Source organism: Acidimicrobiales bacterium, from assembly GCA_035512495.1.
Lineage (GTDB): Bacteria > Actinomycetota > Acidimicrobiia > Acidimicrobiales > CADCSY01 > DATKDW01.
On record DATKDW010000083.1, the window covers coordinates 31,820 to 46,646 of the forward strand.

Sequence of the window (14,827 nt, forward strand, 5' to 3'; positions counted from 1 at the left end):
CAGTCAGCAGCGGCTGGGCGCGGTGCCCGGACCGGGCCCGGCCCGTGCAGGCAGCTCACCGCCGGTGGTGGTCGGCGGCGATGATCGGGTCCGCGCACCGTCCGGCGAAGGCTGCGGTGTGGGTGCGAAGCGTCGTTCGGCGAGGGGGTCGTACTTCGCCATGCGCTTGGCGACGCTTCGGCGTAGGGGTTGGACGGTGGTGGTCACCGCGGTCCCCCACTGGTTGAAGAACGTCAGGGTGGCGTTGGGGTCGCCGCTGATGCGCCACCCGTGGTTGTGGATGTTGTTGTGGCAGGTCCAGCACAACGCCACCAAGTTGTCGAGGTCCGTCGGTCCGCCTCGTGACCAGTGCCAGAGGTGGTGGATCTGGTGGATGGGCCCGCCGCAGCAGCGGCAGCGACCGTCACGCCGCGTCACCAGCCGGCGCAGCCAGCGGGGAACCACCCGCTCGGCGCGCCCGACCCCGACCGCTTCGCCGTTGATCGTCATCACGAACTGCACCCGACCGCCGCACGCGAACCGCAAGAGCACGCAGTTGTGCTGCACACCCCAGGTAGGAACGAGCTGCGCACCGCTCGGTCAGTCGTCCTCGAAGCCGATGAGCGGGGCATCGCCCTCGCAGTGACGGGAGGTCGCGCCCCTAAGGTCATCCCCCTCGGGATGGTCGTCAAAGGGATCACCCAGCCACTGCAGCCGCTCGTAGCAGGTGGCCCGCTGCTGTTCCACGATGAGGGAATCCGTCCGGTCGATTAGCTGACCGAGTCGAACAACGCCGACGACGGCGAGCACTGCCAGGACCGCGAGAAGGGCAACGGCCACCCACGTGGGTGAGAGCCCGGCGCTTCGCTCGAGCGAGAGCTCGGTCTGATCGTCCGGCAGGTTCACCCGGTGATCGTACGTCGGCGCCTTGAGATGACCTGCGAGGATGGGGCCGTCGCCGGATGCTGAGGGATGGACAGGCCATGGAGCTTCGACCGTCCACGCCGGGAGATGCGGCATCGTTGTCGTTGGTGCATGCCGCGACGTGGAGGGCCACCAACGTCGGTCAGGTGCCCGAAGTGCTGGCGGAGGAGCGAGTCGTGAAGGCGCGGAACAGGACTGGGTCAGCTACACCGAGAAGCGTGTCGCCGCTGGTGGAGGCGTCTTGGTGGTCGCCGACGAACACGATGTCGTCGGGTTCTGCGAGTACGGACCGACCGAGGACGCCCCACTCTCATGGCGGTTCCTTCCACTCCCTGGCCCGCGGCGGTCGTGAAACGCAAGGAATCGCCACGAGAACCTGGGGACGGGCGTTTGGTCGCGGGCCTGTGGGACGACGGGCTAGCCGGCAGCAGGAGCGGGGTGGCCCATTTCGGGCCATTGGTGGCTAGGATCGGGCCGATGGCGAACGTCGAACTCGAACGGGTCGAGGCGCTGGAGCTGCTCGGGATGGTGTTGGCACACCTGAACGACGCTGAGGCTCGACGCGAGATGTCGGCAAGGGTTCCGATGCTGATGGGCATCCGGAACAAGTTGGCTGCATCGCTCCGGGAGGAACAATGACCTACAGCGAGGCCCAGGTGACCGCGGCGAACACCGCGATCGACAAGTACCGCTCCGGGGAGGAAGGAGAGGTTGGCGCCGCGCTTGCGGTGGTCGGTCTCAGCGCCGAGCGAGCCGCACGCGAAGCCGCCATCCGCGATGACATGATCCGGGTCGCTCATCGAGCCGGGGCATCTCTGCGTCAGCTCGCCGAGGTGTCCGGGCTCAATCGCAAGACGGTGACGACCATCGTCGAGGCCGACGTCTCGGCCTGACCGGCAGGGGCGCATTGGCGCCTCGCAGGTGGCTCGGTCTACGCCGGGTCGACGCTCGCGCCGCCGTCTTCGCCCGCCAGGGCGGTGGCGGGCGTGGAGGCGAGGGCGCCGGTCTCGATCAGCTCGCGCACCGCCGGCACCGGGTCGGGGTCGGAGAAGAGACGGCGGTCGCCATAGTCGGCGTCGCGGCCGGTCGGGTCGATGACCCACCACGAGGCCTCGAGGGCGATGCCGTTCGGGTCGGTGAAGTAGATGGAGCGCACGAAGACGTGGTCGACGACATCGGTGACGGCGCACCCGTGGGCCTTGAGGCGGGCGGCGAGCTCCTCGAGGGCGTGCTCGTCGGCGAGGTTGAACGCCAGGTGGTCGAACTGCGCCGCTCTCGGGTCGGGGACCCCGGCGGGCTTCGAGAACGGCTCGATCTTGGCGTTGCGGTACTCGAAGAAGGCCACGGTCTGCTCGGGGCCGAAGTCGAAGAAGTAGTGCCGGAAGCTGGCAGCGCCGATGGTGGTCACGAGCCTGGCTCCCAGCACGCCGTGCCAGAAGCGGACCGTGGCATCCATGTCGGTCGTCACCAGCGCCAGGTGGTTGATGCCCCGCCAACGGGGCTGCACGGAGGTCATGGCTCCACGGTACGGCCCGATCGGCCACCTTGCTCCGCCCAGCGGAGCAGGTCGGATGGCGCGGCGGCTCCCTCGCTCAGACGGGGCTCCCGTACCGGGCGACCAATTCGGGGATCCGGGGAAGGAAGCTGACCTTGTCGAAGCAGGCAGTGGCGCCTCGCCGCCGGGTCTGCTCGAACACGTCGACCGGCGCCTGCCCGCTCACCACGAGCACCACGGCATGCGGGCAGCGACGTCGGAGCTCGGGCAGGGTCGCCATGCCGTCGCGCTCGGGCATGAAGAGGTCGAGGATGACGACGTCGGGCGTGTGGCGCTCGACGCAGGCGATGCAGTCGTTGCCATCGACGGCCTCGACCACCTCGGCGCCCTCGTCCTCGAAGGCCATCCGGAACAGGGTGCGGATGGGCGCCTCGTCGTCGCAGATGAGGACAAGCACACCTCCAGGTAAGCAACAGCGCTGCGTGCCGACCATGGCCCGTTCGGGTGGTCGTGCGGAGTGGTTGACCATCTGCGACATCGGCGCGACGATCGACCTACCGGCTCGTGAACAGATTCACGAGCGATGGAGGTACCACGTGACCGAGCGCAAGCCGCCGGGGGTCCGGTGGGAGGGGTGGGTCGACCGCATCGTCCGGGAGGGCCGCGAGCGGGGCGACTTCGACGACCTCCCCGGGACGGGCAAGCCCCTCCCCGACCTCGACCGCCCTCGTGACGAGATGTGGTGGGTCAAGCAGCTGCTCCAACGTGAGCAGGTGACCGTGACCCCGCCGACGATCGCCGTCCGCCGGGAGCTCGAGGAGGCACGGGCGCTGATCGCCGGGCTGGACGACGAAGGCCGGGTCCGGGAGGTCGTCGAGGCCATCAACACGCGGATCCGGGGCGTCAACCGCCTCGCCTCCAGCGGACCGCCCTCCACCCTCATGACCCTCGACGTCGAGGAGACGGTCGAGCACTGGCGCACCACCCGCCAGGAGCTCAGCGGCAGCTGCTGAGCGCCGGCTCCGGGGCCCGCAGGGGGGCGCGCAGGGTCGAGGTGAGCCCCACGGGGTGGCGCGCCGGCCGCAGGACCAGGCGCATGCTCGTGAGGTGCGCGCCCGGGTGCACTCCGGCGATCCCGGCAAGTGGGTCGGCGGCCGGCGCCACCAAGCGGACCGACGCCACGTGGGCGCGCCCACGGAGCCGCCCCGGTGCCACGACGGGGCCGTCTGCCCGGCGCTGCAGGGCCCGCAGGGGGAACAGCCCCGGCAGTGGGACGCCATGGGGCTGGCCACGGACGACGATGTCGCGCTCGGCCCAGCGCAGCTCGCGCTCGTCACCGTCGCGACGCCAGGTGAGCCGGCCGACCTCCTTCGGCAGCCCCCAGCTGATGCGTCCGGCCCGCCGGGACTCGGGCGAGTCGACCACCATGGTGGTGAAGCACCAGCCGGGCCGCAGGCCCAGGCGGGCCGGCTCGCCCACGGCCAGCTCGAGGTACGGCCCCACCGGGGAGGACTCGTAGCAGGCCCCGACGATGAGCAGCGGGCCCGGCAGGCGGTGCAGGCCCATCGGCAGCGCGGGAGACGAGCTCGGTCGCCGGGCCAGGGCGACGAGCGCCTCGCCGCCGAGGGTCCACGGCGCGTCCGGGGTGGTCATCGGCGCTCCCCCCGCGTCGGGGGTGCGCCGCCGCACCGCTCCACGCGCGCCCTGTCGGCCACGGTGCCGATCGTACGCCTCCCCGCCTGGGACCGGGCGGGCCGAGGCGCGAATTTCGCCCCGTGGCGGGTGGCGGCGATGATCGACCGGTGATCACGAGCATCGACCTCGACCACGTCGCCGTCGCCGTCGAGCGCCACGTCGACGCCTGGCCCCGCTACGTCGGCGACCTCGGCGGCCGCTGGCTCTCGGGCGGCGACAGCATCGGCTTCGCCGCCGCCCAGGTGAGCTACGCCAACGGCATGAAGCTCGAGGCCCTCCAGCCGGCGTCGGTCGACCGCAACGACTTCCTCCGACGCTTCCTCGACGCCAGCGGCCCGGGCGTGCACCACCTCACGTTCAAGGTGGCCGACATCAGCGCCGCGCTGGCCGCCGCCGAAGGAGCCGGCATCCAACCCGTCGGCGTCGACCTCCGCGACGCCGACTGGAAGGAGGCCTTCCTCCACCCCAAGGCGGCGCGGGGCGTCGTGGTCCAGCTCGCCCAGTCGATGGGCAGCTGGAGCAGCCCCCCGCCGCCCGACCTCCCCGAGGCGGCGCGAGGCCCCGCCGCGCTGGCCCACGTGACCCACGCCGTGGCGGACCTCGACGACGGGCTGGTGCTCTTCGCCGACCTCCTCGGCGGCGAGCGCACCGAGGAGGGTCACGGACCCGACGGCCGGTGGGTCGAGCTGGCCTGGCCCGGCCCTGGCAGGGTCCGACTGCTGGAGCCCGTCGACGAGCTCCGGCGGTGGCTGGGCGGGCGTCCCGGCCGGGTGCACCACCTCGCGTTCGAGCTCGACGACCCGGGGGCCGTCACCGGCGCCCGGGCGCTCGGCGAGGACTCGTGGGAGGTCGCGCCCGAGGACAACCTCGGCGTGCGCCTCCGCCTCACCGCCACCGGGTGAGCCACGGCGGGGAATCATCGGGCGGCCGAGCGCGTTGGGCAAGACATGGCTGACGTCGACTTCTTCTGGGACCCGGTGTGCCCCTGGGCATGGATCACCTCGCGGTGGATCGAGGAGGTGGCGAGCCAGACCGAGCTCCACGTCGACTGGCGATTCATCTCCCTTCGCATCGTCAACGAGGACCGCGACTACGGCTCGAAGTTCCCCCGCGGGTACCCGGAGGCCCACGGCGCCGGCCTCAGCCTCCTGCGGGTGGCGGCGCGCGTGCGCGCCGAGCACGGCCGCGAGCACCTCGGTCCGCTCTACACCGCCCTCGGGACCCGCCTCCACGTCGAGCGGGAGGGCCTCGACATCCGCACGCCGGAGGGTGTGGCCGGCCTCCTGGGCGAGGTGGGGCCCATGCTCGAGCGCCTCGGCCTCGACCCGGCCATCGCCTCCGCCGCCGAGGACGACTCGTGGGACGACGACGTCCGTGCCGACACCACAACCGCCCTCGAGCGGGCCGGCAAGGAGGTCGGCACCCCGGTGATCACCTTCGAGCCGCCCGACGGGCCCTCGTTCTTCGGGCCGGTCATCTCCCGCATCCCCCGAGGGGACAAGGCCGTCGAGCTGTGGGATGCGGTGACCAAGATCGCCGGATGGCCCGGCTTCGCCGAGCTCAAGCGGGCCATCCGGGAGCGACCCGCCACGTCCTGACAGGACGCACCTACTCCGCCGCCGCTCAGGGGGCGTTGGCGTCGCGCAGGCAGAGCCACACGCCGTCGGCGGCCATCGGGGTGGCCGACGAGTCGCTCGGGCAGCGCGAGGAGCGGTGCACCACCAGGTCGACCCTCCCCTCGTTGGGCTCGGTGCACGGCACGGCGACCACGTCGGCACCTCGCTGCACCTGGACGCATCCACCGACGAGGTCGGACGGCCGCACCCGCTCGTCACCGTCGCCCGAGCCCCCGGCAAACGCGGTGAACACGAAGATGATCCCGAGCACGAGGAGGGCGACGATCCACGGCAGCCCCCGGACGAACGACAGCCCGACGTCGCCCGGGACGGCCTGCCGGCCGACGTAGGGGCGATCGACGTCATCGGCGTCCCGGGGCCCGCCCATGGGCGCGGCGGCCACGTCGAGCGAGCGGTCGTAGGCGGCCCGCCGGACCGGGTCGCCCAGGACGCGCCACGCCTCGTTGACGTCTTGCATCGCCCGCGGGGTCGCCGTCTCGCCCTGCGCCGCGGCACGGTCGGGGTGCAGCGCGCGAGCCCGGTGCAGGTACGCCTGGCGCACCTCGCCGGCGGTGGCCCCTCGGCCGACGCCGAGGGTCTGGTAGTGCGTGGCCACGATGCCGAGGCTACGGGCGCCGCGGGTGCTCAGTACCCGAGGTCGAGGTCGACGAGGCCGACCAGGTCCTCCCCTGCCCCGAACCGCCGGACGTTCTCGGTGATGCGGGCCTCGACGTGAGGTCGCGCCATCGCGAGGGTGTTGGCGGTGTGGGGCGTGATGATGCAGCGGGGCTCATCCCAGAGGGGGTGACCCTCGGGCAGCGGCTCCGGGTCGGTGACGTCGATGCCGGCACCGCCGATGCGCCCCTCTCTCAGGGCGACCGCCAGGTCGTCGGTGACGACGTGAGCGCCCCGGGCAACGTTGACCAGCCAGGCGTGCCCCTCCATCTGGTCGAGCTGGGCGGCGCCCACCAGCCCGGCCGTCTCGGGGGTCAGGGCCAGCGCCAGGACCACCAGGTCGGCGCCGGGCAACGCGTCGTCGAGGTGCTCGGACCCCAGCACGCGGGCCGCCCCGGGCACCGAGTCGGGGTGGCGGCGCACCACCGTGACCTCGCAGCGGAACGGGGCGAGGAGCGCCAGGAGGGCTTCGGTGATCCCACCGCCGCCCACCACGGTGACCCGTCCGTCGATCAGCGTCCGGCCACCCTGGCGACCCCACGACGTGGCGCGGGCTCGCTGCGGCAGGCCACGTAGGCCGGCGAGGCCGAGGGCCAGGGCGTGCTCGGCCACCGGCTCGGCGTAGACGCCCTTGCCGCACGTCCATGTGCGGTCGGGCGTGAGCAGCCCGACGTACGGCTCGATGCCGGCCCAGGGCAGCTGCACCCACGACGCGCCGGTGGCCTCGGCCAGCACCGGCTCGAGGCCGTCGGGGTCCGGGGGACCGAACCACACCAGGGCCTCGGCCTCGGCGGGAGCAACGAGCTCGCCACCCCCGGCGACGATGGCCTCGGCGACCCAGGGAGGGACGCCGGCGGGGGCGAGGGCGACGCGCGGTGCGGGCACCAGCCCACGGTACCGCCGGGCGCGGAGAGGTTTGGTTGGCCTCTGCAACCTCTATCGTGCGACCGGTGCGAGCGTTGCGACGGCGGCAACCCATCATCACTGAGGAGCACGAGGAGGTCCCCACCTCCGGCGACTCCCCCTTCGCCCCTGGCACAGCGCGCGCGGCACTGGCGCACCGTGAGTTCCGCATCGTCTGGAGCGGGTCGTTCGCCTCCAACATCGGCAAGTGGATGCAGAACGTCATCCTCGGCGCCTACGCCTACGAGCTCACCGGCTCGGCGCTGTTCGTGAGCCTGATCTACGTCGCCCAGCTGGGTCCCATGCTGCTGCTCTCGATCGTCGGCGGAGCGCTCGCCGACCTCGTCGACCGCCGCCGCCTGCTGCTGATCGCACAGGTGGAGCAGGCGGCAGCCTCGGTGGTCCTCGCCGTGCTCGTCCTCGCCGGCGACCCACCTCAAGTCGCCCTGCTCGCCGTCGTGGCGGCGATCGGCATCGGCAACGCCATCAACGCCCCCGCCTACACCGCCGTCCTGCCCCTCCTCGTGGGTCGGCGCGACATGGCCGGCGCCATCGCCCTCAACTCCACCCAGATGAACGCCTCCCGGGTCATCGGGCCCGCCCTCGGTGGCCTCGCCTTGCCACTGATCGGCGCCGCCGGCGTCTTCTTCGTCAACGCCGCCACCTACGCCTTCGTCATCGCCGCCCTGCTGGTCATCCGCCTCCCGGCCACCGAGCCGGACCCCACCGGCGCCAAGGGCTGGCGGCGGCTGGTGGCGGGGCTCACCATCGCGCGTCGGGGCCCGCTGGTGCGCCGGTGCCTGATCACCATGTCGGTGTTCTCGCTGCTCTGCCTGCCCTTCATCGGTCAGCTGCCCACCCTGGCGGCACGCAACCTCGGCATGGACGTCGAGAGCACCGCCTACGGCCTCCTGTACTCCTGCTTCGGCCTCGGCGGCGTGATGGGCGCAATCTCGGTCGGCACCTTCCTCTCCCGCTTCGACCGCATGCGCACTGTGCGCGGCGGCCTCCTGGCGTTCGCCGTCGCCCTCACCACCTTCGCCCTGTTGCGCTCGCCGTGGCCCGCCTACCCCGTCGTGGCGGTGGTGGGGTTCTGCTACATGAGCACGGTGGTGTCGCTGTCGACCATCCTCCAGGAGCACATCCCGGACAGCGTGCGGGGTCGGGTCATGGCGCTGTGGATCATGGCCTTCGGCGGCACCGTGCCCATCGGCCTCCTCATCGCCGGTCCGCTCATCGAGCTCACCTCGGTCACGGCAGTGGTGCTCTACGGCGCCGTGGCCGCCGTGGGGCTGGCCTGGTACGCCGATCTCCGCAGCGCCGCCGAGCAGCCCGCGTCCCAGGCCCTCGCCGCCGGCCTCTAGTAACCCTCCACCAAGCGCTCGGCGAGGACCTCCAGGCCGGCGACCCGGCTGCCTTTGACGAGCACGGCGTCCCCCTCGGTCAGCGTCCCGAGGTGGGCCACCGCTCCCTCGATGTCGGCCACGTCGAGCACCCCGTAGGCGGGCTCGCCCACCGCCAGCACCTCGATCCCGAGCTCCGCGGCCAGCTCAGCCACGGCCCGGTGTTCGCGCTCGGCCACGTCGCCGAGCTCGGCCATGGTGCCGAGCACCGCCACCCGCCGTCGGGCCGGGAGGGCGGCGAGCGAGCGCAGCGCCGCCGCCACCGAGACCGGGTTGGCGTTGTACGAGTCGTTGACCACCAGCGCGCCGACGGGCGTGCGGACCAGCTCCATCCGCCACGGCGAGAGAGCGGCGTCGGCCAGCCCGGCGACGGCGTCGTCGACGACGACGCCGCAGGCCACCGCGCCCGCGACCGCGGCGAGTGCGTTGGCCACCTGGTGGTGGCCCCGGACCGCTAGGCGCACCTCTGCGTCACCCCACGGGCTGCGGAGGCGGAACGATGGCCGCAGCTCGTCGTCGACCACGATCGCCTCGGCCACGACGTCGGCCAGCGACCCGGGGTGGGCGAGGCCGTAGCGGACCACCGTGGCCGGGGTGACCGACGCCATGGCGGCGACCCGCTCGTCGTCGGCGTTGAGCACAGCTGTGGCGGTCGCCGGCAGGTCGGCCACCAGCTCGCTCTTGGCCCGGGCCACCGCCTCCAGCGACCCGAAGGTCTCGGTGTGGACCAGGCCCACCGCGGTGACCACCCCCACCGTCGGCCGGGCGATGTCGCAGAGGAGCCGGATGTGGCCCGCCCCGCGCGCGCCCATCTCCACCACTGCCGCGTCGCACCCCTCCGGGGCGGCGAGGAGGGTGAGGGGGACGCCGAGCTCGTTGTTGAAGGACCGCTCGCTGGCCACCACGGTGAGGGTCGAGCCGATGGCCGCGGCCATCAGGTCCTTCACCGACGTCTTGCCCACCGACCCGGTGATGCCGACCACGCGCTCGGGCAGGCGGTCGCGCGCGGCGCGGCCGAGCGCCGTGAGGGCGGCGGTGGTGTCGTCGACCACCACGGCGGTGCCGCCGACGGGAGGTCGCGAGGTGAGGTAGGCGGCGGCGCCGGACTCGAGCGCCCCGCTGATGAAGTCGTGGCCGTCGCGCTCGGCCACCAGCGGCACGAACAGCTCGCCGCCCACGACCAGGCGCGAATCGATGACCGCACCGTCGATCGCCACGTCGGGCCCGACCACCCGGCCCCCGGTCGCGGCCGCCACCTCTGTGGTCAGGAAGCGCACGTCGGTCGCCGGGGTGTCGCCGTCATGGGCGGTACCGTGCCACAACCCCGCCCCCTCCGCGATCGAGGAGCCGTGACCGGACACGACGCCCCCGCACCGAGCACCGCCGACCTCCCCGAGCGGGTTCGCCTCGTGGTGCTCTTCGGGGGCCAGTCGGCCGAGCACGAGGTCTCGTGCACCTCGGCCGCCTCGGTGCTGGCCGCCGCCGACCCCGACCGCTACGACCTCCAGCCGGTGGGCATCACCCCCGACGGGCGATGGGTCCTGGCCGAGGACGCCATCGCCGCCCTCGCCGCTGGTGCATCGGGCCTCCCGTCTGCCCTCACCGCCGCCGGCCCCGAGCTCGACCCCCTCCCCACGGTGGCCGCTCGGCGCGGCCCCGGTGGCGGCAACGACGTCCCCACCGTGGTCCTGCCCCTCCTCCACGGTCCCCTCGGCGAGGACGGCACCATCCAGGGGATGCTCGAGCTCGCCGGGGTCCCCTACGTGGGCTCGGGCGTGCTGGGCTCGGCGCTGTGCATGGACAAGGCCAAGGCCAAGGAGGTGCTGGCCCACCACGGCGTGGCCCAACCCCGCTGGATCGCCCGTCGCGACACGGGCATCGAGGCCGACCTCGTCGACCGGGTCACCGCCGAGCTCGGGTGGCCGGTGTTCGTGAAGCCGGCCAACCTCGGCTCGTCGGTCGGCATCTCGAAGGTCGCCGACCCCTACGGGCTCGCCGCCGCGGTCGAGGAGGCCCTGCGCTTCGACGAGTGGGTGGTCATCGAGGAGGCGATCGTCGGCCGGGAGATCGAGTGCGCCGTGCTCGGGGGGGCCGACCCCATCGCCTCGGTCCCCGGCGAGATCCTGCCGTCGGCCGAGTTCTACGACTACGACGACAAGTACTCGGGTGACGGGGCCGACCTCGCCGTGCCCGCCGACCTCCCCGACGACGTCACCGCCGAGGTGCAGCGGCTGGCCCTGACCACCTTCGCCGCCCTGCGGGCGGATGGGTTCGCGCGGGTGGACCTCTTCTACGAGGAGGCCGGCCGGGGGCTGCTCGTCAACGAGGTCAACACCATCCCCGGCTTCACCCCGCACTCGATGTACCCCCGGCTGTGGGCCGCCTCCGGGCTGCCCTACGACCTGCTCATCGACCGCCTCGTCGCCCTTGCCCTCGAGCGCCGCGCCCACCGCGCCGCCAAGGTCGGCCGCCCGCGCGACTGACACCGCGGCACCAGCCCCCGGGGGACCGCGAGCAGGCGCGGCGCCAGGGGCCAGGAGGGCGCAGATGCCCGCCGTCCTCGGCACCTCCACTAGACAGGGGGCCGTGATCGCCGACGCGCTGGCCGGCAAGCGCCTCTTCGTCACCGGCTCGACCGGCTTCCTCGGCACCGCGCTGGTGGAGCGGCTGCTGCGCTCCGTGCCGGGCTGCGAGCTGGTGCTCCTGATCCGCCCGGGCCGACAGCGAACCGTCGAGCAGCGCCTCGCCCGCGAGCTCATCCGCAACGATGCCTTCGACCGCCTCCGCGCCGAGCTGGGCGAAGGCTTCGACGACGAGGTGGCTCGCCGGGTGCAAGTGGTGGCCGGCGACGTGAGCAGCGACGGGCTCGGGCTCGACGACGCCGGAAGAGAGCTGCTCGCCACGTGCGACACGGTCATCCACTCCGCCGCCACCGTCGCCTTCGACTCGCCCCTCGACCGCGCCGTGGAGGTCAACCTCCTCGGACCCTCCCGCATCGCCACCACCCTCAACGAGATCGGGTCCACCGCCCACCTCGTCGCCGTCTCGACCTGCTACGTGGCCGGGAACCGTCGGGGGCGGGCGCCCGAGCTGCCGCTGCTCGACCAGCCGTTCACCCCCGACGTCGACTGGCGGGCCGAGGTGGCGGCTGCCCGCCGCACCCGAGCCGACGTGGAGGCAGCCAGTCGCACCCCAGCGATGCTCGCCCGCTTCCGCAAGGAGGCTCGTGGCGAGCTCGGTGCCGCCGGCACGCCGCTCCTGGCCTCCAAGGGCGAGAAGCGGCGCGACGCCTGGGTGGCCAGCGAGCTGGTCGAGGCGGGCAGGGCACGTGCCCGGTCCCTCGGCTGGCCCGACGCCTACGCCTACACCAAGGCGCTCGGCGAGCAGGCCCTGCTCGAGACGCGCGGTGCGGTGCCGGTCACCATCGTGCGTCCCTCGATCATCGAGTCGGCCCTCGCCGAACCCAGCCCGGGCTGGATCCGAGGCTTCCGCATGGCCGAACCGGTCATCATCAGCTACGCCCAGGGCCTGCTGAAGGAGTTCCCCGGGATCCCCGAGGGCGTGGTCGACGTCATCCCCGTCGACCTGGTCGTCGCCGCGGTCATCGACGCTGCCGCCCGGGGCCCCGAGGAGCAGCCCGCCGTGGTGCAGGTGGCATCCGGCTCCGCCAACCCGCTCGGCTACCGCCACCTCGTCGACCTGGTGCAGGGCTGGTTCTCGGAGCACCCCCTCTACGACGCCAAGGGCCAGCCGATCCTCGTGCCGGAGTGGACCTTCCCCGGCCGCGGTCGCGTGCAGAAGCAGCTGGAGCGGGCCTCGTCGATCATGGACCGCGCCGAGAAGGCCCTCGCCACCCTCCCGCTGCGGGGCACCCAGGCCCGGTGGTCGGCCACCCTCGACGACAAGCGGGCCGACGTCGACCGTGCCCTCACCTACGTCGAGCTCTACGGCGCCTACGCCGAGACCGAGGCCGAGTTCTCCGTCGACCGCCTCCTCGAGCGCTTCCGCTCGCTCGACGACGACGACCGTGCCACGTTCTGCTTCGACCCCGGAGTTGTCGACTGGGACCACTACGTCACGTCGATCCACCTCCCGTCGGTGGTGGCCCACGCACGGGTCAAGACCACGCCCGGCGCCACCAACCGCGAGAGCCGCAGCTCCCGCCTGCGCCGCCAGGTGCTGGCACCCGAGCGCCACCTCGCCGCCTTCGACCTCGAGAACACCCTGATCGCCTCGAACGTGGTCGAGTCGTACTCCTGGCTGGCGACCAGGCGGCTGGGGCCCGACGACCGCCTCCGCTTCGTGCTCAAGACGCTCCGCGAGGCACCGGGGCTGCTCGCCCTCGACCGCAAGGACCGGGGCGACTTCCTTCGCCACTTCTACCGGCGCTACGAGGGCGCGCCGGTCCGCCAGCTCGACGAGGACGCCGCCGAGCTGTTCAGCCGCCTGATCCTCACCAAGTCGTTCCCCGCCGGCTTCCGGCGTGTCCGGGAGCACCGGGCGCTCGGCCACCGCACGGTGCTCATCACCGGTGCGCTCGACATCGTGGTGGAGCGCAACCTCGCCCCCCTCTTCGACGACATCGTGTGCGCCCGCATGGGCGTGGTCGACGGGCGCTACACCGGCGAGCTCACCTCGGCGCCCCCCACCGGCGAGGCGCGCGCCCAGGCCATGGCCGACTACGCCGAGGCCGAGGGACTCGAGCTCGAGCAGTCGGTCGCCTACGCCGACTCGGCCAGCGACCTGCCGATGCTCGAAGCCGTCGGCTTCCCGGTGGCGGTCAACCCCGAGACCCGCCTGTCGGCCATCGCCCGCAAGCGGGGCTGGCTGGTCGAGGACTGGACCAAGGCCCCGGGCGCCCCCCGACCCCTGCTCCCCATCGGCCCGATGACCCGCCGCACGTCGTTCCGCCGCCCCGCCGGGGCACGACGATGAAGGCACTGCGCTTCGAGCGCTCGGTCCCGCGCTTCGCCGCCGCCCGTCTCGCCGGGTCGCTGGCCCATGGCCGGGGCGCCACGGTCGGACCCCTGCGCCTCCGCGATGTCGACCTTCCCGACCTCCCCGGCCCCGGCTGGCAGCGCGTGAGGCCCCGTCTCGCCGGCATCTGCGGCTCCGACCTCGCCACCATCGACGCCACCTCGAGCCGCTGGTTCGAGCCCATCGTCAGCTTCCCCTTCGTTCCGGGCCACGAGGTCGTGGGCGACCTCGACGACGGCACGCGTGTGGTGCTCCAACCCGTGCTCGGCTGCGCCGCTCGCGGCATCGAGCCGCCGTGCGATGCGTGCACCTCGGGCCAGGTGGGGCGCTGCGCCAACATCGCCTTCGGCCACCTCGATCCCGGCCTGCAGACCGGCTACTGCGCCGCCACCGGCGGAGGCTGGTCCACCGCCCTCGTGGCCCACGACAGCCAGCTGCACCGGGTGCCCGACGCCCTCAGCGACGAGGCAGCGGTGATGGTGGAGCCCACCGCCTGCGCCGTGCGTGGCGCGTTCCGAGCCGGCACCGACGCCACCACCGTGGCCGTCATCGGCGCCGGCACCCTCGGCCTGTGCACCATCGCCGCCCTGCGCCGGCTGGTGCTCACCGACGACCAGCACATCGTCGCCGCCGCCAAGCACCCCGAGCAGCGGGCCCTCGCGCGCGAGCTCGGGGCCACCACCGTGGTCGAGCCCGACCAGCTCGACCGGGTGGCCCGCCGCCTCACCGGCTCCATGGCCACCGGCGACGGCGAGATCGGACGCCTCACCGGCGGCGTCGACGTCACCGTCGACTGCGTGGGCAGCGCCGACAGCCTGGCCCAGGCCCTCGCCGTCACCGCTCCCGGCGGCCGCATCGTGATGGTCGGCATGCCCGGCCGGCTCACCGTCGACCTCACCCCGCTGTGGCACCGCGAGATCGAGCTGGTCGGGGCCTACGCCTACGGCGTGGAGCCCACCGGCCGACCCACCTTCGACCTCGCATTCGAGCTGGTGGCCGACGCCGGCCTCGAACGCCTCGTCTCGGCCACCTACCCCCTCGATCGCTTCACCGACGCCATCGCCCACGCCGCCGAGGCAGGTCGCCGCGGCGCGGTCAAGATCGCCTTCGACCTCCGCACCGAGAAGGAAAGAGACCGACTGTGACTCGTAAGACGGCAC

Annotated in this window: 17 protein-coding genes; 9 read left to right on the plus strand and 8 right to left on the minus strand. The window is 73.1% G+C overall.

What is annotated here, in order from left to right; all coding sequences use genetic code 11:
• Positions 1-3: 3 nt before the first annotated feature.
• Together VMN58_12235 and VMN58_12240 are read right to left on the minus strand one after the other, a co-directional pair.
• Entirely contained in the window at positions 4-531 is a 528-nt protein-coding gene (locus tag VMN58_12235) for an HNH endonuclease signature motif containing protein (GenBank protein ID HUF33965.1), read from the minus strand.
• 48 nt (positions 532-579) lie between these two features.
• A complete protein-coding gene (locus tag VMN58_12240) occupies positions 580-885 on the minus strand; it encodes a hypothetical protein (protein ID HUF33966.1) in 306 nt (101 codons plus the stop codon).
• A gap of 495 nt (positions 886-1,380) precedes the next feature.
• Between VMN58_12240 and VMN58_12245 the strand changes: the two genes are divergently transcribed.
• Entirely contained in the window at positions 1,381-1,542 is a 162-nt protein-coding gene (locus VMN58_12245) for a hypothetical protein (GenBank protein ID HUF33967.1), read from the plus strand.
• A gap of 17 nt (positions 1,543-1,559) precedes the next feature.
• The gene (locus tag VMN58_12250; protein HUF33968.1) at positions 1,560-1,796 is read left to right on the plus strand and encodes a hypothetical protein; all 237 of its coding nucleotides are present in this window, start codon (positions 1,560-1,562) and stop codon (positions 1,794-1,796) included.
• A gap of 38 nt (positions 1,797-1,834) precedes the next feature.
• Here VMN58_12250 and VMN58_12255 read toward each other — a convergent pair whose 3' ends face one another.
• Together VMN58_12255 and VMN58_12260 are read right to left on the minus strand one after the other, a co-directional pair.
• Entirely contained in the window at positions 1,835-2,419 is a 585-nt protein-coding gene (locus VMN58_12255) for a VOC family protein (GenBank protein HUF33969.1), read from the minus strand.
• Between the two features lie 76 nt (positions 2,420-2,495).
• Complete coding sequence (locus tag VMN58_12260) at positions 2,496-2,855, minus strand: response regulator (protein HUF33970.1); 360 nt, start codon at positions 2,853-2,855, stop codon at positions 2,496-2,498.
• Between the two features lie 139 nt (positions 2,856-2,994).
• Here VMN58_12260 and VMN58_12265 point away from each other — a divergent pair, with 139 nt between their 5' ends.
• Positions 2,995-3,411 (plus strand): DUF1992 domain-containing protein, encoded by a 417-nt coding sequence (locus tag VMN58_12265; protein ID HUF33971.1) that lies wholly within the window; start codon positions 2,995-2,997, stop codon positions 3,409-3,411.
• Here the strand turns inward: VMN58_12265 and VMN58_12270 are convergent.
• Positions 3,395-4,051, minus strand: a complete 657-nt coding sequence (locus tag VMN58_12270) for an acetoacetate decarboxylase family protein (GenBank protein ID HUF33972.1) — start codon at positions 4,049-4,051, stop codon at positions 3,395-3,397. The two genes, VMN58_12265 and VMN58_12270, sit on opposite strands and share 17 nt — an antisense overlap.
• Before the next feature lie 149 nt (positions 4,052-4,200).
• Between VMN58_12270 and VMN58_12275 the strand changes: the two genes are divergently transcribed.
• Both VMN58_12275 and VMN58_12280 read left to right on the plus strand, forming a co-directional pair.
• A complete protein-coding gene (locus VMN58_12275) occupies positions 4,201-4,995 on the plus strand; it encodes a VOC family protein (GenBank protein HUF33973.1) in 795 nt (264 codons plus the stop codon).
• A 45-nt stretch (positions 4,996-5,040) separates the two neighbouring features.
• Entirely contained in the window at positions 5,041-5,691 is a 651-nt protein-coding gene (locus VMN58_12280; GenBank protein ID HUF33974.1) for a hypothetical protein, read from the plus strand.
• A 25-nt stretch (positions 5,692-5,716) separates the two neighbouring features.
• On the opposite strand, the gene VMN58_12285 is transcribed toward VMN58_12280, so the two are convergent.
• Complete coding sequence (locus tag VMN58_12285; GenBank protein ID HUF33975.1) at positions 5,717-6,325, minus strand: DnaJ domain-containing protein; 609 nt, start codon at positions 6,323-6,325, stop codon at positions 5,717-5,719.
• 29 nt (positions 6,326-6,354) lie between these two features.
• A complete protein-coding gene (locus VMN58_12290) occupies positions 6,355-7,269 on the minus strand; it encodes a D-isomer specific 2-hydroxyacid dehydrogenase family protein (protein HUF33976.1) in 915 nt (304 codons plus the stop codon).
• Positions 7,270-7,334: 65 nt separating this feature from the next.
• Here VMN58_12290 and VMN58_12295 point away from each other — a divergent pair, with 65 nt between their 5' ends.
• The gene (locus VMN58_12295; protein HUF33977.1) at positions 7,335-8,651 is read left to right on the plus strand and encodes an MFS transporter; all 1,317 of its coding nucleotides are present in this window, start codon (positions 7,335-7,337) and stop codon (positions 8,649-8,651) included.
• Here VMN58_12295 and murF read toward each other — a convergent pair.
• Positions 8,648-10,012 (minus strand): UDP-N-acetylmuramoyl-tripeptide--D-alanyl-D-alanine ligase, encoded by a 1,365-nt coding sequence (murF, locus tag VMN58_12300; GenBank protein ID HUF33978.1) that lies wholly within the window; start codon positions 10,010-10,012, stop codon positions 8,648-8,650. The genes VMN58_12295 and murF overlap by 4 nt on opposite strands.
• 27 nt (positions 10,013-10,039) lie before the next feature.
• Between murF and VMN58_12305 the strand changes: the two genes are divergently transcribed.
• From VMN58_12305 to VMN58_12315, 3 genes are all read left to right on the plus strand, one after another.
• Positions 10,040-11,173, plus strand: coding sequence for a D-alanine--D-alanine ligase family protein (locus tag VMN58_12305; GenBank protein HUF33979.1), 1,134 nt, complete (start codon positions 10,040-10,042; stop codon positions 11,171-11,173).
• A gap of 64 nt (positions 11,174-11,237) precedes the next feature.
• On the plus strand, positions 11,238-13,625 hold the full coding sequence (locus VMN58_12310) for an HAD-IB family hydrolase (GenBank protein ID HUF33980.1): 2,388 nt from the start codon (positions 11,238-11,240) through the stop codon (positions 13,623-13,625).
• On the plus strand, positions 13,622-14,812 hold the full coding sequence (locus VMN58_12315) for a zinc-binding dehydrogenase (protein HUF33981.1): 1,191 nt from the start codon (positions 13,622-13,624) through the stop codon (positions 14,810-14,812). The genes VMN58_12310 and VMN58_12315 overlap by 4 nt, the downstream gene beginning before the upstream one ends.
• The last annotated feature ends 15 nt before the right edge of the window (positions 14,813-14,827 follow it).